This window comes from Desulforhopalus sp., from assembly GCA_030247675.1.
GTDB lineage: Bacteria > Desulfobacterota > Desulfobulbia > Desulfobulbales > Desulfocapsaceae > Desulforhopalus_A.
In genome coordinates, this window is sequence record JAOTRX010000011.1 from 40,845 (window position 1) to 63,825 (window position 22,981).

Annotated in this window: 18 protein-coding genes and 1 tRNA gene; 14 read left to right on the forward strand and 5 right to left on the reverse strand. The window is 47.9% G+C overall.

Annotated elements, in window-relative coordinates; genetic code table 11:
* Window positions 1-57: 57 nt before the first annotated feature.
* From hflC to OEL83_19430, 5 genes are all read right to left on the reverse strand, one after another.
* A complete protein-coding gene (hflC, locus tag OEL83_19410) occupies window positions 58-996 on the reverse strand; it encodes a protease modulator HflC (protein ID MDK9709216.1) in 939 nt (312 codons plus the stop codon).
* A gap of 25 nt (window positions 997-1,021) precedes the next feature.
* Window positions 1,022-2,158, reverse strand: a complete 1,137-nt coding sequence (gene hflK, locus OEL83_19415) for an FtsH protease activity modulator HflK (protein MDK9709217.1) — start codon at window positions 2,156-2,158, stop codon at window positions 1,022-1,024.
* A gap of 183 nt (window positions 2,159-2,341) precedes the next feature.
* Window positions 2,342-3,109, reverse strand: a complete 768-nt coding sequence (locus OEL83_19420) for a rhomboid family intramembrane serine protease (protein ID MDK9709218.1) — start codon at window positions 3,107-3,109, stop codon at window positions 2,342-2,344.
* 275 nt (window positions 3,110-3,384) lie between these two features.
* Complete coding sequence (locus OEL83_19425) at window positions 3,385-5,337, reverse strand: phosphoenolpyruvate carboxykinase (GTP) (protein ID MDK9709219.1); 1,953 nt, start codon at window positions 5,335-5,337, stop codon at window positions 3,385-3,387.
* Between the two features lie 568 nt (window positions 5,338-5,905).
* Window positions 5,906-5,992: transfer RNA gene (locus OEL83_19430), tRNA-Leu, on the reverse strand.
* An 81-nt stretch (window positions 5,993-6,073) separates the two neighbouring features.
* Here OEL83_19430 and OEL83_19435 point away from each other — a divergent pair.
* From OEL83_19435 to qmoC, 14 genes are all read left to right on the forward strand, one after another.
* Window positions 6,074-7,045 carry a bifunctional riboflavin kinase/FAD synthetase gene (locus OEL83_19435; GenBank protein ID MDK9709220.1) on the forward strand — a complete coding sequence of 324 codons (972 nt, stop codon included), beginning with the start codon at window positions 6,074-6,076 and terminating at the stop codon, window positions 7,043-7,045.
* 207 nt (window positions 7,046-7,252) lie between these two features.
* Window positions 7,253-7,882 carry a tetratricopeptide repeat protein gene (locus tag OEL83_19440; protein MDK9709221.1) on the forward strand — a complete coding sequence of 210 codons (630 nt, stop codon included), beginning with the start codon at window positions 7,253-7,255 and terminating at the stop codon, window positions 7,880-7,882.
* 123 nt (window positions 7,883-8,005) lie between these two features.
* A complete protein-coding gene (locus tag OEL83_19445) occupies window positions 8,006-9,061 on the forward strand; it encodes a HEAT repeat domain-containing protein (protein MDK9709222.1) in 1,056 nt (351 codons plus the stop codon).
* The gene (locus OEL83_19450) at window positions 9,051-9,653 is read left to right on the forward strand and encodes a tetratricopeptide repeat protein (GenBank protein ID MDK9709223.1); all 603 of its coding nucleotides are present in this window, start codon (window positions 9,051-9,053) and stop codon (window positions 9,651-9,653) included. The genes OEL83_19445 and OEL83_19450 overlap by 11 nt, the downstream gene beginning before the upstream one ends.
* An 18-nt stretch (window positions 9,654-9,671) precedes the next feature.
* Entirely contained in the window at window positions 9,672-10,331 is a 660-nt protein-coding gene (locus OEL83_19455; protein MDK9709224.1) for a riboflavin synthase, read from the forward strand.
* Window positions 10,332-10,380: 49 nt separating this feature from the next.
* The gene (locus tag OEL83_19460; protein ID MDK9709225.1) at window positions 10,381-11,592 is read left to right on the forward strand and encodes a bifunctional 3,4-dihydroxy-2-butanone-4-phosphate synthase/GTP cyclohydrolase II; all 1,212 of its coding nucleotides are present in this window, start codon (window positions 10,381-10,383) and stop codon (window positions 11,590-11,592) included.
* Between the two features lie 86 nt (window positions 11,593-11,678).
* On the forward strand, window positions 11,679-12,146 hold the full coding sequence (gene ribE / locus OEL83_19465) for a 6,7-dimethyl-8-ribityllumazine synthase (GenBank protein MDK9709226.1): 468 nt from the start codon (window positions 11,679-11,681) through the stop codon (window positions 12,144-12,146).
* 120 nt (window positions 12,147-12,266) lie between these two features.
* A complete protein-coding gene (gene nusB / locus OEL83_19470) occupies window positions 12,267-12,698 on the forward strand; it encodes a transcription antitermination factor NusB (protein MDK9709227.1) in 432 nt (143 codons plus the stop codon).
* Window positions 12,699-12,796: 98 nt separating this feature from the next.
* Window positions 12,797-14,932, forward strand: coding sequence for a DNA translocase FtsK 4TM domain-containing protein (locus OEL83_19475; protein MDK9709228.1), 2,136 nt, complete (start codon window positions 12,797-12,799; stop codon window positions 14,930-14,932).
* A 258-nt stretch (window positions 14,933-15,190) separates the two neighbouring features.
* Window positions 15,191-15,607 (forward strand): adenylyl-sulfate reductase subunit beta, encoded by a 417-nt coding sequence (gene aprB, locus OEL83_19480; protein ID MDK9709229.1) that lies wholly within the window; start codon window positions 15,191-15,193, stop codon window positions 15,605-15,607.
* Window positions 15,608-15,659: 52 nt separating this feature from the next.
* Window positions 15,660-17,678 carry an adenylyl-sulfate reductase subunit alpha gene (gene aprA / locus OEL83_19485; GenBank protein MDK9709230.1) on the forward strand — a complete coding sequence of 673 codons (2,019 nt, stop codon included), beginning with the start codon at window positions 15,660-15,662 and terminating at the stop codon, window positions 17,676-17,678.
* Between the two features lie 267 nt (window positions 17,679-17,945).
* Window positions 17,946-19,205, forward strand: a complete 1,260-nt coding sequence (locus OEL83_19490; GenBank protein MDK9709231.1) for an FAD-binding protein — start codon at window positions 17,946-17,948, stop codon at window positions 19,203-19,205.
* Between the two features lie 6 nt (window positions 19,206-19,211).
* Entirely contained in the window at window positions 19,212-21,473 is a 2,262-nt protein-coding gene (locus tag OEL83_19495) for a hydrogenase iron-sulfur subunit (protein ID MDK9709232.1), read from the forward strand.
* A gap of 111 nt (window positions 21,474-21,584) precedes the next feature.
* A complete protein-coding gene (gene qmoC / locus OEL83_19500) occupies window positions 21,585-22,775 on the forward strand; it encodes a quinone-interacting membrane-bound oxidoreductase complex subunit QmoC (GenBank protein ID MDK9709233.1) in 1,191 nt (396 codons plus the stop codon).
* Window positions 22,776-22,981 lie beyond the last annotated feature (206 nt).

The following is a 22,981-nucleotide window of genomic DNA, read 5'->3' on the forward strand; positions in this document are numbered from 1 at the left end:
TTTCGAGGGGAATCGCAGTCGTATTGGAACCGCGATCCTCCTTGAAACGAGTTCTGTTTACTTGCCGGTTACCGACCTGAGATACTGGTAGAGGTCGGAATCTGCAGACAGTACAAGCGAAGTATTCTTGCCGATAGTTTCCTGGTAACTTTCCAGGGTCTTCTGAAAAGCGTAGAAGTTGGGATCCAGAGAGTAGGCATCTCCATAGATTTTAGTTGCTTCGGCATCGGCCTTACCTTTTATGGTGAGGGCCTCCTTGTTAGCGGCAGAAAGGATCTCCTGGAGTTTTCGTTCTACCGTACCGAGAATCTCTGCTTTTTGTCCCTCACCCGTAGAGCGTTTTTCCGCTGCTATTCTCTTTCTTTCGGAAATCATTCGCTCGTAAACCTTGAGGCGAACCGAGTCGATGTAGTTGACTCGCCTGAACATCACGTCAATCAGTTCGATGCCGTACTGCGGAGTAATCTTGGCAGCGATTTCAAGGATGTGTTTGCCGATCATATCACGACCGTTTTTCGGCTTGGAGCCGATGGTGTCGAGATCGGTGGTTTCCGACATGGTGGCAAGTGACCAGTCTGAGCTGCGGATGATTTCTATCAGGTCATTCTTGTTGACCATGTCGCGCACGGTACCGTCAATGATGTCACTCAACAGAGACTGTGCCCTGGCCTCCGTCTTTACCGCCTGGAGAAATTTCAGGGCATTGGTGATCCGCCACCGGGCGGTGACATCGAGGTAGACATAGGTTTTATCGTTGGTTGGGATCTGGTTCGGGTCACCATTCCAGATCTGGATCTTTTTCTCAAAGACCTCCGTATGCTGGATGAACGGCATCTTAAAATGCAGTCCTGCCTCGGTAACCGGATCGCCGACCGGTGCACCGAATTGTGTCACCACAACCTGTTTGCCTTCCTCAAGGATAAAAAAGCCATCGTAAACGAGGACAATTGCCAGGAAGACGAGGCCGGCGAGAAAAAACTGGGCTATTTGCTTCATATTGATTTCCTTTTTCTGTGTCAGTTTATTTCGACTCAAGTGCCGGGGCCTTGTGCAGACCGCTTGCCGAGGTAAGATTCAAGAGCGGTAAGGGGGCCTGCTGATTTTTGTCGATGACGTACACTGACTGTACTCCGGGAAGAATTTCCTTCATGGTCTCCAGGTACATCCGTTTGCGGGTAACATCGGGAGCCGATTTATATTCTTTGAGGATGTCCAAAAAGCGTTGGGTTTCACCCTGGGCATTATTGATCCGTTGTGCCTGGTAACCATACGCCTCTTCGACGATTTTCTTGGCATCACCCGCAGCCTTGGGGATGACCCGGTTGTAGTTTTCTTCCGCTTCGTTTACCAGTCGCTTCATGTCCTGATCGGCCTCGTTGACCTCGTTAAACGCAGGTTTGACTTGATCGGGCGGGTTGATGTCCTGAAACTGCACGGTGCCTATCGAGACCCCACTCATTCCTTTTGGGAATAGGCCGTCGAGCTGGCTTTGCAGTTCGACCTTCACCGAAGCGGCAAGGAGATCGCGGTTGCTGAGAACATAGTCAAAGTCCATATTGCCGACAATTCGCCGGGTGACGCTCTCCGACATATCGCGAATAGCCTGCCGGACATCGGCCACCTTGAACAGGAAGGCGTAGGGGTCGGCAACCTTGTATTGGACGATCCAGGCGACATTGATGACGTTTTTGTCGGCGGTAAGCATGAGGGATTCCATGTCATACCCGCGTTTCTCAAAGGCGGCCTGTTGACCGGGGAAGCGGCTGCGAAAGCCGAATTCTTCCTTTCTGATGTTTTCCACATCTACCTTGAAGAGATGGTCGACGTAGGGGATTTTAAAATGCAGGCCGGGCGGTGTCGTTCGCGAGTATTGTCCGAGGCGGAGAATGACGCCTACTTCACTTGGTGCAATCTTGAAAAAAGACGAATAGACCCCCTGAAGAACAACAACAATCAGAATAATTGCCAGTATCTTCGAAATGTTGGCAAATGGCGAAGACGGCGGGGTGGCAGGCTCGCGATCATCTCCGGGTGGCGATGGCGGCTTCTTATCGGAAAAAAAGTCCTGCAGCTTATTAATCAGTTGTGCCACAACCTCTTCCGGGGTCTGCGGCTTGTGCTTTTTTCCCCATGGAGGTTGTTGATCCTGATTAGACATAGAAAATCTCCTGTTATGGTTTTTTGATACCCTCTTATCGGCCGGCTCCAAGGTCGGACTCGGGACAGTGGCCTCAGAGGAGTGTTCGGTCGTTTTGGCTGAGCCCATAAGGGTAATAATTGATGGAGTCGAATGCAACCTGAATCGTCCGGATAATCGGGAATGTGTTGAGGTTTGCCAAGATCACCGGGAAAAGGCGACAAGCCAGCACCCATATACAAAGAAAAAAAATGCTATTCCAAGTGAAGTCTGCAGCCCAAAAGAAGAGCGAAGAGATAGGAAAAAAGGCAGCCTGGCAAAGTTGCCGGCCACAAGTCCACAGAGCAGACCAAAGAGATGGCTGCCAAGGTCGGTGCGCTCTCCCTCGGAACCAAGCATGGCCAAAAGGGCCAGGCCGGCCATGATCGGCATGAAGAGGTGGATGGCGATGCGCGATTTTTTGAAGGCAAAACTCATGGTGCAGAGCATCCCGATGATACTAAAGACGGCGGTGGAAAAACCTACAAAAGCATGCCCCGACCCATGTACCAAAACATTGAGGTAATTGGCGAGAACTGCGGTGAGAAGCATGACGGCCAGGCCAATACCGTTGCCGGTGAGTTGGAGAAAATAATGGAGGAGAAAGCCACCCAAAATTCCATTGCTCAAAAGGTGCACGACATCGGCATGAAGGGTCAGAGCAGTAACCAGGCGGAAGAGTTCCAGATCGTTAAGGATGGATTCGGAATTGCCGGCACCCTTGATAAACCATATGGCCTCCGGCTGCCAGTCGCCGGTTATACCGTAGATGGCCGTCATGCAACCTATTATCAAGGGGCTCATTGCCCGGAATATCGGTTGGAAAACTGGTGTTTTTTTGAAGTGCAGAGGCCAGTCTTTATTTTCGACAGTGTAGTTTTCAATCTCAAGATGGGCTTTTTCGGCAAGCGCTTCAGCAACATATATTTCCATGTGCCGGCGAGAAACTATACGAATGCGGTGGGTTATATTTGCCGCAGAAAGGACAAGAGAAAGGGTGTTAAGTTGCTTGGCGTCAAAAACTTGCGCGATGCGTTTTTCAGGAGAGGTGTTCTCGGTAGAGGGAGGCTCTTTATCAATCAATTAATGTATTCAGGGAAAATGAGGAACGGCTGACGCCAGAAAATACAGTTTTAGAAACGGTGTCTATTCTTGATGGAAAGCTTCCCGCCCGGCGGAAATTCACCGGGCGGGAAGGGGTAAAGGGTTTAGGAAAGCTTGTCCATTGTGACGATTGCGCCAAGTCTTTCTTTCAACTGAAGCAGCTCATTCCGCTGCTTTTCATAAACGGCAAACAGCTTGGTCGGGATGTCGGCCTCCTTGCTATAGGCAGCTTTCTGGAGGTCTATGCGGGCGACAATTTTATCAATATACAGGGAGAATTGCATATCATACAAAGACCTGGGGTACTCTTTATCGATCAACTTGAAGAGTTTGACAAGATCCTCGTAGAGAGGAAGGTAGCCGACCGGTGTGGTTATGGCCTTTACGTCACCGTTGGCAAAGAGTTCAAGCCAGCTCAACCAGACCTTTACATCTTTTTTCTCGCCAAGCAGTTTGTCGCCGGAGCCGCCACGATTGCCATGGGTAAGGAAATAGTTCAAGCCGGCCATGATTGGGCGAGTTTTTTCCGAGAATTTTGCTGAGTTAAAAAAGGTGAACTGGGCCTCCATATAATCGGCAAGGGCGCCTGGAATAAAGGGTGCGTTGGCCCATGGCTGACGATTTACGCCGGTAGCCCCGACCTCTGTGGCGGTGGCCTTGGAGACAATCGATGCACCAATAACCACGCCCTCGTCCGGGGTTTTTGCAACCCAGACCGGAGGCATGGTATCGCCATCCCGGCCGGAGTAGGTAATAACCTTGATCGGCACACCCTGCGATGATTCGGAGAGTTCGGTGGCATGATTGGCAATGGCCGAGGCCCTTAGTGTGCAGCGGGAATTCTTATGGGACAGCGGTACCGGTTTGCCGGCGGCATCGGTTTTGCCTTTGAACCACTCTCCCTGAAAGTTGAAACCTTTTTCCGGTAATTCCTCGCCGTTGCCGACCCAGTAAGGAACACCATCGGCCACCAGGACATTTGACCAGATGACCTCCGTACCATCGCCCCGCAGACAATTCATCAGGTGCGGATCACCCTCACGATTGACGTCTTCGACGATGCCAAAGATGCCTTTTTCAGGGTTGATAGCGCGAAGAATTCCATTCTTATCAATCCAGAACTGGGCGAGGTCATCACCGATGAAATCACTGCCGACCATTGCCGTGGTGGTCTTGCCACACCCTGATGGTGCCGCACCGGCAAAGAATGTCTTCCTACCGCTCGGTCCGGTCATGCCGGTTATGAACATGTGCTCTGATAACTGCTTTTCAACTTTGTAATAGGTGGCATAATCGACACTGAACCGATGATTACCTTTTTTCAGGAGGAGGGTGTTGCCGGCATAGGTACAGAAGGTCGCATAGGTTGTGAACCAGCTTCTATCCATGAAAATACGGGCATTTGGCACATCTTCCGGGGTGTTGTTGCCTTCTGAATGGACGTTGGTAAAGAACAGTCCGGCGCGGGTGACCTCGGCATCGAAATCCTTAAAACAGTTTCTGTAGAGGATTTCAGCAGAATGGAGGACATATCCAGACGAGGAGATTTCGATAGCCGGGATTGTTGCCTCAGCGCCAACCGGGCCCCGGCTATAAAAACCAATGATCATCGTTTTACCGGACATGATCCCCGGCATAAACTTCTTGACGTAATCGATGGCCTCGACACGAGGTACCGTCTTGGCAAGCGAGCTCATTTTTTCGCCGGGGTTGACGATGTAATAGGTCTGGTTTACCAGCCTTGCCTGATCTTGTGGCAGATCAAAGTGGATGGTGTGGCCTTCCTTTGCAAGTTTCTTTTCCTCGCCTTTTTTAAGCGAGTATTCTCTCACCCACTGCACATCTGCATTGCTGCCGGTATTGACAAAGACACTGTCCGGCCGGCACATGGCAATGGCATTGGCAATTTTGATCAGTGCCTCTTCGCATTTGATCAGCTCCAGCTTCTTTTGATTTTCCGTATCAAGTTTTTCGGCGATGGCCTTGCTCGCTTCTAAAATATTCCGCACTCCACCAACAACCGCGAGGATCTCATCGCCCTTCTTCAATTCAAGCATTCTTCACTCCTTATGTATGCACATTGGTTTACACCATCCGTAGAATATAATTACTTATTCATCAAAAATTCAGAACGAAAGCATAATATAAATATTTGCTTTTGCCGTCAAGGTTTAGATCAAACTTGACCGGGGAAAAATAACTCAACGTGTTATAATTTCATGAATATTCGGGCAAGTAGGCGAAGCTCGCCGCAACGATTTTCGGAAAGAAAATTTGCGATGAATGGAGTTGCGTATAACACTTTGTGATGAAATGGCCGAAGATATAAGTGGGTCCTGACAAAAAGATAGCGATTTTCCGGTGGACTGTAAAATCCCGCATCAGTGATTGAATTAAGGAAAGGTTGATTGCATCTCTTAGGGAATCATGCTATACGGCAGCCATCCGTTTGCAGATTGGCCGGAGGAAGGTCGCTTGGAGATATGAGATTGGTGAAGTGAGGGTAATGACTTGTTTTCTTTCGTGGTTAGTGCCCGAAAGCGAGGATGATTTCCGGGATTTGCTGGGTGAGAGAAAGAAAAAGGGCTGCAACCAACATGTGATTGCAGCCCTGATCTATTTTGCTGGTGCCGAAGAAAAGACTCGAACTTTCACTGGGAAACCCCAACTAGACCCTGAACCTAGCGCGTCTACCAATTCCGCCACTTCGGCAACGGCCATGAATATGCTTCCTGTGCGGGTGTTTGTCAAGATATTCTTGGCGTAAATTCGAAAAATCCAAAGAGTTCCATTATGCAAATATTAAAAGGTACAGAAGAGGTCGTTGGAGAAATCACTAATGCCTGTGTCACCATCGGCAACTTTGATGGAGTTCACTTTGGTCACCAGCAACTGTTTCAAACCGTGGTACAAAAAGCCAGGGCCATAAAGGGTACCTCCGTGGCGATCACCTTCGATCCACATCCACTGCAGGTTTTGGTGCCCGGTGGTATTAAACTTATTTCAACCTGCGAACAAAAGGTTGAGCTTATCGCAATGGCGGGCATTGATGTTTTGCTGATCATCCCATTCACCAGAGAGTTTGCTAAGACCACGGCCGATGAATTCGTTGCCGAGTTGTTGGTTCGGCAACTCGGCGTCCAGGAGCTAGTCGTTGGCTATGACTATGCCTTTGGCAAGGGGAGAAGCGGCAATATAGAATTTTTGCAGAAACAGGGTAAGCGCTATGGCTTTCCGGTAACAGTTGTTGATGCCTATTATCTTGACGGGGAACTGGTCAGTTCGACGAGAATTCGTGAATTAGTCAGGGAAGGCGATATGGCAGCAGCGAGGAAGCTGTTGGGGAGAAATTATCAGATCCGCGGCACAGTACAAGTAGGCAAGCAACGAGGCGGCAAGGTCATTGGATTTCCAACTGCCAATCTAAAATTCAACGAGGAAGATCTCGTGCCGAAACACGGTGTCTATGTAACACAGGTGATCTGCAGGGGGCGGGGCTATGGCGGGATCCTTAATATCGGCTACAACCCGACCTTTGGCGAGGACCAATTGGTTGCTGAAACCCATATCTTCGATTTTAACGAGGATATTTATGGTCAACCCATCAAAGTTAACCTTCTGAAATTTCTTCGCAGTGAGCGAAAGTTTTCAGGTCCACAGGAGCTCGCAGAACAAATTGGCAAAGATGTCTTAGTGGCAAAATCGATCCTTGCCGCTCATCAAAAAGAATTGTTTTTATCCACTGACAATCGATTCAATCGCTAATGTTGCACACTTTGCACTGAGAGATTTTCTTGTTGCAAGTACCCACAGGGTGTCTATAGTGTAGGCGCTTTCAGCCGGGCCACAGCGTACCTTGGGTGATGCAATGGGCAGCGAAAACGGCGTGGTTACATTGAGATAAAATGCCTTCTGAACGCAAAGGCGGAAGGGAGAGACGAGATTTTGTTACACCAATAGAAGAGGAAGGATATGGTTGAAGAGTTACGAGAAGATTTGCCGAAGGTGATTGAGGAGTTGGAGAAAAAATGCCAAGAGCATCCAAAATCGGTTATGGCATTTCACCATTTGGGCTTGGTGTATATGAAGGCCGGCCGTATACCAGAGGCCGTTAAAGCATTGGAAAAGGCTATTGAGCTTGATGATCTCAGTAGCGAGAGCATGATTAATCTCGGGGCTATCTACTTCGGTCAGGGGAATCTCGACAAGGCTCGTGAGTTGAATGAAAAGGCCATTGCCGTTAGCCCGGAAAGCGCCCAGGCCCATGCAAATCTCGGGCTTATCTGGCAACAGAGCAATGAACTGGAGAAGGCTATTGCCTCGTATGAAAAGGCCCTTCGACATGATCCGAAACTTGCTACCGCCTGGATGAATCTCACCTCTGTATTGACCATGAAGGGCGACGATGAACGGGCAGTTATTGCCGCAAGAAAGGGTCTGGAACTTGATCCCGACTCACCTTTAGGTAACAACAATCTTGCCGTTGCTCTTTATTTCAGCGGGATGTACACAGATGCCAAAATCCATATGGAAAGAGCCAGAGAGCTTGGATATTCAGTGGATCCGAACTTTGTAACACGGCTCAAGGAAAAATTGGGCTAAGCTGTACATACACAATGTCTGAGAAGAGCGAGATTCATGCCTAAAGAACAAATTATAGTTCGACCTTGGTGTCCCTTTTGCGGACAGAAGGTTGGTCGGCCATCCAATGCACCCACTCGGAAAATGAATGAATTTCCCATAGGGAGGTGCCAGTGCGGTGCGGTCTATTCCTGTGATGCAACAGGGCACAACGTCGGAGCAGCGATAGTTGAAACCCTCGTCTACGCTTGCGACGACAATGCTGATTATGCCTGGGAGCTGATGCCCGAAGATGACTATTTGACAGGCCGCATTGAAAACTACGATGAAAATGAGCATCGGGTTGTCGCTACAAAAAATATTGATGGGAGAGCCGTTCGCGGAGTGCTTTATTTTGTAAGACTGCACTCCGATGCTCGAGAAATCGCCAAAAGAATTCGGGAAAAACGGGATGAGATTCTCGAACAGACCGTCCCGGAGTTCCGTAATCCATCCACCGTTGCCATTGAACCGGCACCCGATGCCGGGCGAGTACGTCAGAAGGCAAATAAGACGGTAGTCAGGGAGCTTGTTGATCTGGGTGATATCGATACTCTTGTTGCCTTGTGTTTTGATGATAAGAAGACCCTCCGGCTGATGCAAAGATTGCTTTATGATCCCATTGAGGACAGGCGTTGGCAAGTTGCCTGGACGATAGGCCAGGTTACTGCGAGAACCTCAACTCGCGAGCCGGGACCGGTCTCCGAATTACTGCACCGCCTGTTTGAAGCCTGTTCCGATTCGGCTGCGACCCCATGGGGAATGGTGGAAACCATAGGTTACGTGATTGCCCTGCGACCGGATATTTTTGGTGCCTTCACTCGCCATCTGCTGAACTACCTCAAGGAAACATCTACGCGTAACCAGGTCTTATGGGCCCTCGCGGAAATTGCTGAAAAAAGGCCGGATCTAATTCGCGATACGCCTTTTTACAATCTGTTTCACTTTCTCAAACACCCGGAAGCTCAGGTTCGGGGGCAGGTGGTCCGTCTGCTTGGGCGGATAAGAGCATCAGAGGCGGTGTTCCAATTGATGGAGCTCGGTAATGATCAAGAAACATTTACCTGGTGCCAGAACGGGCGTTTGGTGACTTCAACGGTTGCTTCGGCTACGGCGGAAGCGATACGGGCAATACAAGGAGGTGCTCAGCATGAGCAATAAACTTCAATCACTTGATTCAATTGAAGCAATTGGTGGGAATCCGAGACAAGAATCTCAGGATGCAGTGAAAAAAGAATACAATGACGGCCTGCAGTTTCTTGAGAAGCAGGAGTTTGGTCAGGCTGCTCTGGCGTTTCACAACGCTCTTCTTGGTTTTGAGGAAAGGCAGGATGAGGCTGGAATTGCCAACGCCAGCAACCAAATTGGCCATTTATGTCTTTCTCGGAAAGACTATGAAGGTGCCCTTAAACATTATGAAAGGGCACTGCTCATTTGCGACAAACTCAATGACCGAATGAGCTCTCTGGCTGTTTTGCAAAAAATTGTTGCGGCACGGAAAGGGTTGAAGAAGTATGATGAGGCCATTGCGGCAAGCATGAAGATGCTGGATCTTTATCAGGACAACCGTGATCCTCAGGGATCGGTGACGACCCTTGAGGAGATTGCCGAGATATATCTCGAAGCCGGAAAAAAAGAAAAAGCGGCGGGTACCTATAAGGTCATTGGCTCGATTCACAAGAATTTTCAGCATGATAGTATCGCGGCAAAATACATGGAAAAAGCAGCTCAGTTGGCCCAGGTTGTTGATTAAAGTCGACTAAAGACAAAGATGTTTACCGGAATTATCGAAGGGCTTGGCAGAATTGCCGGCAAGCGCACTGCCGGAGGAGGCATTGTCCTCGACCTTGAGGCCGGATTTGCATTGACCGATCCCAAGGAGGGTGAGTCTATAGCAACCAGCGGGGTTTGCCTGACTGCCCACACCATTCATGACCGACGATTCAGTGCCGATGTCTCCCCCGAGACCCTTTCGCGCACCAAGCTTGGCATGCTCGGCCCCGGGGATTTAGTCAATCTTGAACGGGCTGTCCGTTTGTCTGATAGGCTTGGTGGACATCTTGTATCCGGGCATGTAGATTGTTTGGCCACCGTTTCCAGCCGCAAGGAACTTGGCCACTACACGCTGTTCTCTTTCTCCCTGGAAAAAGAGCAAGATCGATATATTATTGAAAAGGGATCCATTGCCATTGACGGAATAAGTCTCACCGTTAACAGCTGCGGTCCAGGTTTTTTTTCGGTATCAATTATTCCCCATACCCTGCAGGTTACAACTCTTGGCACCCTAAAGGTCGGCAATAAGGTCAACATTGAGGTCGATATTATTGGAAAATATGTTGCTAAACTACTGATGCCAAAGGGACAGCCGATTGCTGCGGATGGGGACCAGGGGATTACCTCCGGTTTTCTGGCAAGGCATGGTTTTCTTTAAAAACGGTCGTGTTTAGGGCCAAATTCTCTTCTTCCTGTGAGTTACTATTATGGCAGTTAGTTCGATTGATGAGGTTATTAAGGACATTAAGGCCGGTAAAATGGTCATTTTGGTCGATGATGAGGATCGTGAAAACGAAGGCGATCTCTACATGGCCGCGGAAATGGTCGATGCCGATGCCATTAATTTTATGGCAACCTACGGCCGGGGCTTGATTTGTCTGACCTTGAGTGGCGATTTGGTCGACAAGCTTGAGCTGCCGATGATGGTTTCCGATAATAAATCTCCGTACGGTACAGGTTTTACCATCAGCATTGAAGCAAAAACCGGTGTTTCAACTGGAATTTCCGCAGCTGATCGGGCAAGAACCGTGCAGGCAGCCGTCGCAAAGGATGCCAAGCCTGGCGACCTGGTCAGTCCGGGGCATATTTTCCCGCTGAGGGCTCGGGATGGCGGTGTTTTGGTGCGTACTGGTCAGACTGAGGGGTCGGTCGATCTTTCTCGCATTGCCGGTTTAACCCCGGCCGGAGTTATTTGTGAAATCATGAATGACGATGGAACGATGGCGAGAATGAATGACCTCGAAAAGTTTGCCACAAAGCATGGCCTAAAGATTGCCACTATTGCCGACTTGGTTGCTTACCGGCTGCGTGAAGACACGCTTGTAAAAAGGGAAGTAGAAGCACGGGTGCCGACAGAACATGCTGGAGAGTTCAAGGCGGTAGTTTATTCCAATTCTATTGATCATCTTGAGCATATAGCCCTTGTCAAGGGTGATATTAGCAAGGCGAAGCGGGTACTGGTCCGGGTCCATTCCGAATGCCTTACCGGTGATGTCTTTGGCTCATCCCGCTGCGATTGCGGGCTGCAGCTTAATGCCGCTATGCAGATGATTGATCAGGAGGGGTGTGGCATAGTGCTTTATATGCGACAGGAAGGTCGAGGGATTGGTCTCATCAATAAACTGAAAGCATATTGTCTGCAAGATGAAGAGGGTGTTGATACCGTTGAAGCAAATCATCGCTTAGGTTTTAAGAGTGATCTGCGGGATTACGGAATAGGTGCACAAATCCTTCGCGATCTTGGGGTCAGCAAGATGGCAATTCTCACCAATAACCCGAAAAAGATTGTCGGTCTTGAAGGGTATGGTATCGAAGTCGTTGAGCGCTTTCCTTTAGAGATGCCGGCCGGCAAAGAAAATAAAGGCTATCTCATGTGCAAACGTGACCGAATGGGACACCTCATAACGGTCGATGATTGATCAAGGATGAATTTGATCTCGCCCAAGCGGGAACAATGTTTTATTCCGATAAGTTACATACAAATACTATTTCAGGATCACACAGCATGGCAAAATTTATTGAAGGAAATCTGAAAGCAGACGGTAAGAAATTCGCGATTGTAGTATCACGTTTTAATTCATTCCTGACCGAAAAGCTCTTGGATGGAGCCCTGGACAGCCTCACCCGTTCCGGGGCCGCAGGTGAAGATATTGATGTCGTTCGGGTGCCAGGGGCTTTTGAGATCCCGCTCATTGCCAAGAAACTCGCAGGATCGCAAAAATACAATGCCGTTATTGTGTTGGGTGTTGTGATCAGAGGGGCAACGCCGCATTTTGATGTTGTCGTCAATGAAGTTTCAAAAGGCTCGGCTCAGGCTGGTTTGGAAACTGGCGTTCCGGTCCTTTTCGGAGTTCTTACCACGGAAACTATTGAACAGGCTATAGAACGTAGTGGGACAAAGGCGGGCAACAAGGGTTCTGATGTTGCCATGGCTGCCATAGAAATGGCCAACCTGATAGATTCGCTGCACTAAAACTTCGTCTATGTGAAGGGTGCTTGCGAGGTTCGTAGAGTACGTTTAAGGGCTCATTCGAAGATATTCGGTCGGATGCGGCCTCTTTTCATGGCGCACAATTACTGGTAATACATATTCATGGGTACACGCAGAAACTCGCGGGAAGTTGCGCTTCAATTTCTCTATCAGGAGGACTTCACCATAGGTCCCGGCCAGCAATATGGCTATGACTTGGCCGAACGTTTTGAATTGTTTTGTGATCTCTTTCAAGTCAACAAAAAATCCCGGGACTATGCGGTTGAATTATTGCAGGGAGTTTGTGAAAATCTCGATCGACTTGACCAGCTAATAATTGAAGCCGCAACTAACTGGCGCCTGACGCGTATTGCTCCCACAGACCGGAACCTGCTGCGTATAGCGGTATATGAAATGCTTGAGAGGGACGATGTGCCGCCTCAAGTTGCCATAAATGAAGCTGTTGAGATTGCAAAGCGCTTTGCCGGTGATGATTCACCTAAGTTCATCAATGGCGTGCTTGATGCCATACGGGGTAGGCTGGCCAAGATATGATCCGGAGATGTGCCATTTCTTGCATTCCCCATTAATTTCTAGTACATGTGGTGCCTGAGTGACATTGTTCATGCAATTTTAAGGGCGGTTCGGGCAACATGGCGCATGCAAAAGAAAGTGTTCGGCCGGGATTGAAGCAGGAAGCATTCGCCGTATTCGGTGTGTTTTCCTCACTTTTTCTTTTCCTGAGTCTTATTACATATTCGTTTAAAATTGGTGAAAATTGGTGTGGTGAGTTTGGTTTGCTCATTGCCCGAGGTCTTTTCGGCTTCACCGGATGGGGTGCCTATCTCTTACCTTCCCTCCTTTTATTGTTTTCCCTTCTGTGTTTTCGACCAAGCGTGTCCTGTGATCGTTTGCCCCATGTTGTTGCAGGGCTTACAGGGGTTGTAATTTCCTTTTGTGGATTGCTCTCCTCGCTGACGATTAAGGATCCAGTTTATTTTAATACCGGCGGGTTTCTTGGTAAAACAGTATTTGTCCTATTGAACACAGTAGTTGGGCAGGGAGGGACTGTGCTTGTTTTAGTGTTATTGTTTCTCTTCTCTTTGATGTTGTCGGTCCAATTTTCACTGTATAAACTGAGCGCTGTGGCATATCGATCAACACTACAATCTCTGACATTTTTCATTAGGAATCCGGTACTTAAAAAGGAAAAACAGGCTGCTGCCGATGAAAAACAAATCGAAATTCGTCAGAATAAGGTTGAAAAGGTAGATGTCGCACCTCCTCTCTTGCAAGCACGCAGTGTTCCAGAGTTAACCGTAGCCAAAGCTGGCTCCAGAGAAAAAAGGGAAGATGATGAGTTTGCTGCTAAGTTGGTGGCCAGGGGAGATTGGCGGTTGCCCCCCCTGACACTGCTGAGCAAGGGCAGTTCTGTGGAAAATAAGATCGATAACGAAGTCTATTACAAAATCTCCCTCCAATTAGAGCAAAAACTCAAGAATTTCGGTGTTTCAGGTAAGGTTGTGGGTATTTCGCCGGGGCCCGTGGTTACCACCTATGAGTATTCTCCAGCACCGGGTATAAAAATTAATAAAATAGTAGGGTTAGCTGATGATCTCGCCCTAGGCTTGAAGGCTCAATCGGTAAGGGTTGTCGGTTCGGTGCCTGGAAAGGCGGCATTGGGCATTGAGATACCAAACGAAATTCGACAGATTGTTTATATTCGTGAACTGATCGCCGATGAGGCGTATCGTGCGAATTCACATAAACTGTCGATTGCACTTGGTCTCGACGTGGTCGGCAATTTGGCGATGGCGAATTTGGCAAAGATGCCGCATCTTTTGATAGCCGGCGCTACTGGGGCTGGTAAAAGTGTTGGAATTAACACGATTATTGCTTCAATCCTGTATAATGCCACACCTGAAGAGGTGCGTTTTCTGATGGTTGATCCTAAACGCATCGAATTGTCTGGGTACGAGGGTATCCCACATCTCCTGCATCCTGTTGTTGTCGACCCGAAGCTTGCCTCTCGGGCTCTCAACTGGGCTGTCAGAGAAATGGAGCGGCGCTATCGTTTGCTCGAAGAGGCGCGTGTTAAAAGTTTTGATACCTATAATGAAGCGACAAATGAAAAACTCCCTTATATCGTGGTAATAGTCGATGAGCTAGCTGATTTAATGATGGTGGCCTCAAAGGATGTTGAGGCAGCCATTGCCAGGCTGGCCCAGATGGCGAGGGCGGCGGGGATTCACCTCATTCTTGCAACCCAACGGCCATCAGTCGATGTACTGACCGGACTTATTAAAGCTAATTTTCCAACAAGGATTTCCTTTAAGGTTTCATCAAAAATCGATTCTCGAACTATTCTTGATGCTTCAGGGGCCGAACATTTATTGGGCGCTGGTGACATGCTTCTCTTGGCCCCGGGGACATCACAAATCAAGAGAATTCACGGGGCATATATCTCTGAAAAGGAGACATCCGATATCGTACAGTTTTGGAAGGACCAAGGCGGTTCTGTTTATGATGATGCAATGATTCAGGAAATCGAGAAGGATGATTCTCAGGACGATCAAGGGGGGGGGGACGATTTTGATGAACGATATGACGAGGCGGTTGCGCTGGTGACTCAGAGTGGTCAGGCGTCAATTTCACTTGTACAGCGAAGGCTGCGAGTAGGGTATAACCGGGCCGCCCGAATGATTGAAATGATGGAGAAGGAAGGGGTGATTGGACCTGCTGACGGAGCTAAACCACGAGAGGTTATTGTGCGCAATGACTACACTTAGGGCCGCTTTGTCTGGTGTTGAATTTTCTTGACAATTGATAGTCAACCAATTAAAAGTTTGTCTTGAGAAAAATGAGTAGTCATTCAGTATTTTCACTGCTGCGTTCGCGGCAAGCCATTGTTTTCATCAGTAGTATTGCTTGGTTGCATGCATAGCTAGGCGCTTGCAGGCAGGCGAAGTTTTTTGATGTAGAGAGTTTAAGTGGGCCCTGTCGGTTCAGGGTCACAACAGTTAATGCAAAACTGAGGAGGTAGTTGAATGCCAAGTTATGTAGATCCTTCCAAGTGTGATGGTTGCAAGGGTGGAGACAAAACCGCATGCATGTACATCTGTCCCAATGATCTGATGGTTCTGAACATTGAAGAGATGAGAGCGTACAATCAAGAGCCAGATGCATGTTGGGAATGTTATTCCTGCGTAAAAATCTGCCCACAAGGAGCAATCTTTGTTCGCGGGTATGACGACTTTGTGCCGATGGGTGGACAAGTTCATCCCATGAGATCTTCAGATTCCATCATGTGGACTGTTAAGTTCCGTAATGGCAACATGAAACGCTTCAAGTTTCCTATCCGCACCACCGCTGAAGGTGCTGCCAATGCTTACCCGGGCCAGAAGGGAGCCAGTCTTGATGACGAGTGTTTACTCCTCGAAAAAGATCTTCCTACCCCCAAATAAGCTGAGTTAGAAACATTTAACTGCAAAATCTTTATTTTAAGGAGATTTGAAAATGGCATTACCAAATAAACCAAAAGGCGAGCTGAAAGCCGTCGTGAACCCCGAGGTTGTCGAGCACGACGTGGACATCCTCATTGTAGGTGGTGGTATGGCTGCTTGTGGCGCTGCTTTTGAAGTTAAGAAGTGGGCACCAGAGGGAATGAAGATCGTTCTCGTTGATAAAGCTTCCCTCGAGCGTTCTGGTGCTGTTGCTCAGGGCCTTTCTGCTATCAACACCTACATTGGTGAGAATCCGATTGAGAGCTACGTCAAGATGGTTCGTAATGACCTGATGGGCGTTGTTCGTGAAGACCTTATTTATGACTGTGGTCGTCACGTTGATGAGTCTGTTAAGCTTTTTGAAGAGTGGGGCCTCCCAATCTGGAAAAAAGATGCAGATGGTGAGACCCTTGATGGTGCACAACCTGCTCCGACCCTGCGCGAAGGCGGCAAGCCTGTTCGTACAGGTAAATGGCAGATCATGATCAACGGTGAGTCCTACAAATGTATCGTTGCCGAGCCTGCAGCAACTGCTCTTGGTGCAGCGAACATTATGGAGCGTATTTTTATTGTTAAGCTGCTCCTTGATAAAAACAAGCCGAATCAGATTGCTGGTGCCGCTGGCTTCTCTACCCGTGAGAATAAGGTACACATCTTCCGTTGCAAAGCAGCTCTGGTTGCTTGTGGTGGTGCTGTTAATATCTTCCGTCCACGGTCTACTGGTGAAGGTAAAGGTCGTGCTTGGTACCCAGTTTGGAATGCTGGCTCCACCTACACCATGTGTGCACAAGTTGGCGCAACCTTGACCATGATGGAAAACCGCTTCACCCCAGCTCGTTTTAAAGACGGTTACGGACCAGTTGGTGCTTGGTTCCTCCTGTTCAAAGCCAAGGTTCAAAACGGTCTTGGTGAGTTCTATGCCAACTCCGCTTCAGTGAAAGATGAGCTTGAGAAATTTATGCCTTATGGCGCCTCTCCTGTTACTCCGACCTGTCTGCGTAACCACTTGATGCTCAATGAGCTTAAAGCTGGTCGTGGCCCGATCTACATGGCAACTGACGTAGCTCTGAATGCATTCCTTGATGATCGTCGTGCAAAAGGAATGGATGAGAAGGCTCTGAAGAAATACTGGAAACATCTCGAGTCTGAGGCTTGGGAGGATTTCCTTGATATGTCTGTTGGCCAGGCTGGTCTGTGGGCAGGTATGGATATCGAGCCAGAGAAAACCGGTTCCGAGATTATGCCGACCGAACCCTACATGCTCGGTTCACACTCAGGCTGCTGTGGTATCTGGACCTCTGGCCCAGAAGAATCATGGGTTCCTGATATTAAAAATGATTCCCGCGTACATAAGTATAAGTGGGGATACAACCGTATGACCACTGTTGATGGTTTGTTCACTGCTGGTGACGGCGTTGGCGCATCTGGTCATAAGTTCTCCTCCGGTTCTCATGCGGAAGGACGTATTGCTGCTAAGCAAATGGTCAAATTCTGTCGTGACAATGCGAGCTTCAAACCTGAATTGAAGCAAACCGCTCAGGCGATTGCAGATGAGATCTACGCTCCAGTTAAATTATATGAAGAGTTCAAAGGTGCTTCCACGGCCGTTGATGTCAACCCCAACTACTGCAAACCAGCGGGATTGATGATGCGCCTCATGAAAGCCACCGATGAGTATGGTGGTGGTGTTGCTACCTACTACATGACTTCCGGCAAGCTGCTCAATATCTGCCTCGACCTTCTCCGTCTGCTCCGCGAGGATTCAGAGAAGATGGCTGCAGGTGACCTTCATGAGCTGCTCCGTTGCTGGGAAAACTACCATCGTATCTGGTGTGTTGAGGCTCATATTCGTCACATCGAGTTCCGTAAAGAATCCCGTTACCCAGGATTCTACTATCGTTCAGATTACCCAACCTGTGACGATCAGAACTGGAAATGCTTTGTCAACTCTACCTTTAATCCTGAGACAAAGGAATGGAAGTGTGAGAAAGTTGAATGCGTAAACATTCTGTCGACTGATCCTTGGCTGTAATAGCTGGGATGTTGTTCATCTGATGTAAAAGAAATCTCCAGGAGTCATTGACTCCTGGAGATTTTTTGGTATTAAGGGTTTTTAGCTTATGTCGGCGAGAGAGGCGTGCCGCTCTCGCCGACATAAGCTAAAAAAATTTGTTGTATTTGGTTTTTTCGAAAGACTGCGTTTAATAGTTGGTGCGAACTGCCTTTTCGCGTTATGAACTAGCACAGTGTAGGACGCATCAATAGGATAATACTTTAAGAGCAATCATGGAGGTTAGGTATGACTGACGAGCAAGGCACTTCTGGTGCAGTTCTGGTCGTAGGCGGAGGCATCAGTGGACTCACTGCTGCTTTGGAGACCGCTGAAGTCGGGAATGATGTTTTTCTTGTTGAAAAAGGCCCATCTTTTGGTGGAAGAGTAGCCCAATTAAATCAGTATTTTCCAAAGCTATGTCCACCGAGTTGCGGATTGGAGATAAATTATCGCAGGGTAAAAGATAATAGGAAGATCAGAACGTATACCATGACCACCGTCAAATCAGTGACGGGTGGACCTGGAAACTATGAAGTCACACTGGTCACAGCACCAAGATATGTAAACAGCAATTGTACTGCGTGTGGTGACTGCGCAGTTGCCTGCCCGGATGAAATTGCCAACGACTTCAATTTTGGCATGAACAAATCAAAAGCCGCGTATTTGCCGCATGAAATGGCTTTTCCTCGAAGATTTGTTGTGAAAAAGGATGCGCTGAGTCCAGCCGGCATCGAAGCAATAAAGGCAGCGTGCAAATACGATGCTATAGATTTAGATATGCAACCTGAAACCCTCACGATCAAAGTATCCTCGATCATTTGGGCTACTGGTTGGGTGCCTTATGAAGCCACTAAGATGGAAAATCTCAAATTTGGGCAATCAAAGGCCATTGTTACCAATATGATGATTGAGCGTATGGCTTCTCCAAATGGCCCGACTGGTGGAAAAATTCTCCGCCCTGGCGACAATAAGGCTATTGATTCAATAGCATTCGTTCAATGTGCTGGTTCACGAGATGAAAACCATCTGGAATTTTGTTCACATATCTGCTGTATGGCCACATTTAAACAGATGTCATATGTCAGGGAACAGTATCCAGAAGCGAAGATCTATGTATTTTACATTGATCTCAGAACACCTGGAAAATACGAGAAATTCCGAGAGACTCGGATGGCCGATCCTAATGCTTCGTTCATCAAAGGCAAAGTTGCCGATGTTGTACTTGAAGCCGATGGTGGAGTTACTGTTGTTGCAGAAAACGCCTTGACTGCCGAGAAAATTACTCAAAAGGTTGATATGGCCGTTCTTGCTACCGGAATGCAGCCATCGCTTGGTTTGCAAGGAGCTCCTGCAGAGTTGAAGCTGGATGCCAGTGGGTTTGTTATTTCAGACTTCGAAAAGGGTATGATATCTGCCGGTTGTGCGAAAAAAGCTGGCGATGTTGTCACATGTACTCAATCATCAACTGCAGCTGCCCTTAAGGCAATTCAGGTTTCAAGGAGGTAAGAATCAATGGATAAAAAATATTGCGCCTATATTTGTGCAGGTTGTGGCATTGGCGACGCGCTTGATATGGAGGCGCTTGCCGGAGTTGTAACCGGTGAGATGTCAATGGAGTGTAAAACACACAATTATCTTTGCGGGACTGAAGGTCGAGCTCTTATTGAAGGTGATGTCGCTGGCGGGGTTAATACCATAGTGGTTGGGGCATGCTCTCCTCGGGTCATGGCTCGGGAGTTTGATTTTGGTAAGGATAAAATTACTGTCCGAGCCAACATCAGAGAACAAGTTGTGTGGTCTGAGGTAAAGCCTGCTGAAGGCCAAGCACCACACAAAGAAGCAGCCGCATTTTTACAAGAGTCTGCCGCCGATTATATGCGGATGGCGTGTACTCGGGCGAAAAAAACGTTGTTGCCTGAGCCGTACCAACTCGAAGAAATCAATAAAACAATTCTGGTAATGGGTGGTGGCTTGGCCGGCCTGACTGCAGCCAAAGAGGCTTCCGCTGCGGGATATAAAGTTATTATCGTTGAAAAGGAAGCAAAGCTTGGTGGAAAGGCAGTTAACTGGAGAAAGAGCTTTCCGACGAAAGCTCCCTGGACTGATCTCGAGGATAATCCGATCAATGCATTGATTGCCAGTGTCGAAGGTAATGACAGAATTACCGTCAAAACTGGCACTGAGGTAGCCCGTATATCTGGTGCACCAGGAAATTTCGGGGTAACTTTTAAGGCTGCCGGCACAAGAACAGAATGGGACGCTCCGCAGAAGGTAACTGTTGATCAGCAGGATTTGATCTCAAAAGGAGAGATGGAAGATCCCAACAAAGGTCTCAATAAATACACGGATCTTAATCCGGATGCCGTAAAGGTTGGTGCAGTAGTTCTCGCAACAGGATGGAAGCCCGCAGATGTTTCGCAATACGAGCATCTTGGCTACGGTAAAGTAAAAAATGTTGTCACTAATGCCGAGTTTGAGAGACTTGCCAAAGAAGGAAAGGTTCCTGCAAACGTCGCTTTTGTCCAAAGTCCAGGCGGCAAGGACCACGATAAGGATTTTCCGTATTGCAACTCTGTTACCTCTATGGTGGCCCTGAAACAGGCACAGTATGTATGCCAGGATAATGCAAATGGTAAGGCCTATATTCTTTATCAGCATATGAGAACTCCCGGGCATATGGAACTGTTCTATAAAAGTGCCCAGAATAATGATGGTATTTTCTTAACCAAGGGCAATGTGATGAAGGTTGAGGAGAGTGGCTCTTCTCTTTCGGTAGCCGTCGAAAATACTTTGCTCGGCGAAGACATAAGCCTGCAAGTCGATATGGTGGTATTGGCAGCTGGTATGGAACCGACAACCCTCAATGAGGATTCGATTAATCTCGCTTACAGGCAAGGACCTGCATTTGTTGACCTTGAGCTTTTCGATGGATACGCTGATTCTCATTTCATTTGCTTTCCCTACGAAACTCGTCGTACCGGTGTATATGCATGCGGAGGCGTTCGTAAGGCCGAGACCATGGAAGAGGCGGTCGATGATGCAACTGGTGCTGCGCTGAAGGCTATTCAATGTATTGAATCTACCGACAGGGGCGTTGCTGTTCACCCGCGTTCTGGGGATGCAACCTACCCAGAATTTTTCATGCAAAGATGTACCCAGTGCAAACGCTGTACTGAAGAATGTCCATTTGGTGCCCTTGATGACGATGAGAAGGGTACTCCTCTGCCGAACCCAACTCGCTGCCGCCGCTGTGGTACATGTATGGGCGCTTGTCCTGAGAGGATTATTGGCTTCAAGGATTACAATATTGACCTCATTGGTTCGATGATTAAATCAATTGAGGTACCGGAAGACGACGAGGATCGTCTGAGGATTCTTATTCTTGTCTGTGAAAACGATGCCTATCCGGCACTTGACATGGCTGGAATGAAGCGTCTTGGGGTAAGCCATATGGTTCGGTTCATTCCTGTTCGCTGTTTGGGCTCGGTGAACATGGCATGGATTCGTGATGCACTTTCAGCCGGGTTGGACGGGGCGATGTTGCTTGGATGCTCCTACGGTGATGACTACCAGTGCCACTTTGTAAAGGGGTCTGAAATAGCCAACAAACGAATGGAGAATATTGGCGATACTCTTTCCACTTTAGGGCTTGAGCCGGAAAGAGTTGCAGCCAACCAGGTTGCAATTACTGATTACGACAAAATACCTAGCATAATCAATGATTTTGTTGATCAAATCGTTGAGATGGGGCCTAACCCGTTTAAAGGATTCTAGACTTGGTGAGGTTGCCTGCAGCAGAAATCTTTCTGCTGCAGGTTAATGACTTGTGATGCGATGGGTTTTAGAAGAAATATGTTCTCATATCGATATATGCAGGAGGAATAAATGAATGTTCAACCCGATTTAGAATTTATCAGATCCTTAAAGGAAGCAGGGGGCGACACTCTCAAGAAGTGCTTTCAGTGCGCCACCTGCTCGGTAATGTGCCCCCTCTCAAAAGAGGGTAAGCCCTTTCCAAGGAAGGAAATGATTTGGGCCCAGTGGGGTATGAGGGACAAGCTGGTGACTGACCCAGATGTGTTCCTTTGTCACCAATGTGGGGATTGTACAGCAAATTGCCCTCGTGGGGCCAAACCTGGAGATGTACTCAGTGCCATCCGTGCGTACGCTTACACCTTTTATGGTTGGCCGTCTCCACTGGCAAAATTGGCTTCAACCGCTAAGGGTTTGCCAATACTGATTGGGCTTCCTGTCGTGGTGATTTTTATAATGTGGCTCTTGTCTGGAGCAATGAGATTTCCAACTGCAGAAGAATTTGCCAGCCATGGTTACCAGCAATTTTTTGGAACTTGGGATTTCCGCTGGTATGCTAAGAATATCTTTTTTATTGTCATGATAATGGTCCCATCTCTTGGTCTTGCATTGTTTTCTGCCTTCAAGGGGATCAGCACAATGTGGAAAAAAATGAGCGAGGACGCTGGGTTGAACTCTGAGTTCAGGCCTGCTATAGGCCAATTTCTTGTAGAATTTATCTGGCCGTCTATCATAGAGATTGTTAAGCATTCCCGTTTCCGTGAGTGCAAAACTAACATCGATAGAGTACGTGGGCATTTGCCATTAATGCTCGCTTTTATTGGCTTGTTTATTGTAACCTGCTGGTCTTTATTGAAGAACGATGTCCTCGGACTATTTTGGCATTCATTGCATGGACCTCTTCCTTTAACAGATCCGTTTAAGATCCTCGGAAATGTTTCCGCTATAGCACTTCTTTTTGGCATAGGTGTGTTGTGGTCAAATAGAAAGAAAGCGGAGGTCGAACTTAAAACCCAGGCCACATTTTATGATTGGTTTCTGATCTGGGAAATTGCCGCTGTTGGCGTTACTGGGTTGGGTTCGGAGCTTTTACGTTGGGCTGGAATGCCGGTAGTTGGGTATATCGTATATTTCATGCATTTAGTGGCCGTCATGATGCTGTTCTTGTATCTGCCATATACCAAATTCGCCCATCTGCTTTATAGAACAGCCGCGTATGCCTTTGAAAAATATCGACAAAGTGCTTTTGGAAAGGTGAGCTGATAGGATCTGAAATAAGAAAGCGAAACAAATACCGCTAATATAAAGGTTCTAGAGGGGCTCGGTCTTTTGGCCGAGCCCCTCTTAGTTAGAACTAGTGTGCAGAGATTGTATCGTAACGATGTAAGCTGATGCGCAAAGAAAAGATGGAATAAAAAAATAGATGTTGAATTAAAAAAAGTTTATGAGTATATTCTTCCGTCTTGTAA

What these genes read in the sequence shown, in the direction of transcription:
- hflC (MDK9709216.1), bottom strand. Translation starts at nt 996, where the DNA reads ATGAAGCAAATAGCCCAGTTTTTTCTCGCCGGCCTCGTCTTCCTGGCA.
- hflK (MDK9709217.1), bottom strand. Translation starts at nt 2,158, where the DNA reads ATGTCTAATCAGGATCAACAACCTCCATGGGGAAAAAAGCACAAGCCG.
- OEL83_19420 (MDK9709218.1), bottom strand. Translation starts at nt 3,109, where the DNA reads ATGGAAATATATGTTGCTGAAGCGCTTGCCGAAAAAGCCCATCTTGAG.
- OEL83_19425 (MDK9709219.1), bottom strand. Translation starts at nt 5,337, where the DNA reads ATGCTTGAATTGAAGAAGGGCGATGAGATCCTCGCGGTTGTTGGTGGA.
- OEL83_19435 (MDK9709220.1), top strand. Translation starts at nt 6,074, where the DNA reads ATGCAAATATTAAAAGGTACAGAAGAGGTCGTTGGAGAAATCACTAAT.
- OEL83_19440 (MDK9709221.1), top strand. Translation starts at nt 7,253, where the DNA reads ATGGTTGAAGAGTTACGAGAAGATTTGCCGAAGGTGATTGAGGAGTTG.
- OEL83_19445 (MDK9709222.1), top strand. Translation starts at nt 8,006, where the DNA reads ATGAATGAATTTCCCATAGGGAGGTGCCAGTGCGGTGCGGTCTATTCC.
- OEL83_19450 (MDK9709223.1), top strand. Translation starts at nt 9,051, where the DNA reads ATGAGCAATAAACTTCAATCACTTGATTCAATTGAAGCAATTGGTGGG.
- OEL83_19455 (MDK9709224.1), top strand. Translation starts at nt 9,672, where the DNA reads ATGTTTACCGGAATTATCGAAGGGCTTGGCAGAATTGCCGGCAAGCGC.
- OEL83_19460 (MDK9709225.1), top strand. Translation starts at nt 10,381, where the DNA reads ATGGCAGTTAGTTCGATTGATGAGGTTATTAAGGACATTAAGGCCGGT.
- ribE (MDK9709226.1), top strand. Translation starts at nt 11,679, where the DNA reads ATGGCAAAATTTATTGAAGGAAATCTGAAAGCAGACGGTAAGAAATTC.
- nusB (MDK9709227.1), top strand. Translation starts at nt 12,267, where the DNA reads ATGGGTACACGCAGAAACTCGCGGGAAGTTGCGCTTCAATTTCTCTAT.
- OEL83_19475 (MDK9709228.1), top strand. Translation starts at nt 12,797, where the DNA reads ATGGCGCATGCAAAAGAAAGTGTTCGGCCGGGATTGAAGCAGGAAGCA.
- aprB (MDK9709229.1), top strand. Translation starts at nt 15,191, where the DNA reads ATGCCAAGTTATGTAGATCCTTCCAAGTGTGATGGTTGCAAGGGTGGA.
- aprA (MDK9709230.1), top strand. Translation starts at nt 15,660, where the DNA reads ATGGCATTACCAAATAAACCAAAAGGCGAGCTGAAAGCCGTCGTGAAC.
- OEL83_19490 (MDK9709231.1), top strand. Translation starts at nt 17,946, where the DNA reads ATGACTGACGAGCAAGGCACTTCTGGTGCAGTTCTGGTCGTAGGCGGA.
- OEL83_19495 (MDK9709232.1), top strand. Translation starts at nt 19,212, where the DNA reads ATGGATAAAAAATATTGCGCCTATATTTGTGCAGGTTGTGGCATTGGC.
- qmoC (MDK9709233.1), top strand. Translation starts at nt 21,585, where the DNA reads ATGAATGTTCAACCCGATTTAGAATTTATCAGATCCTTAAAGGAAGCA.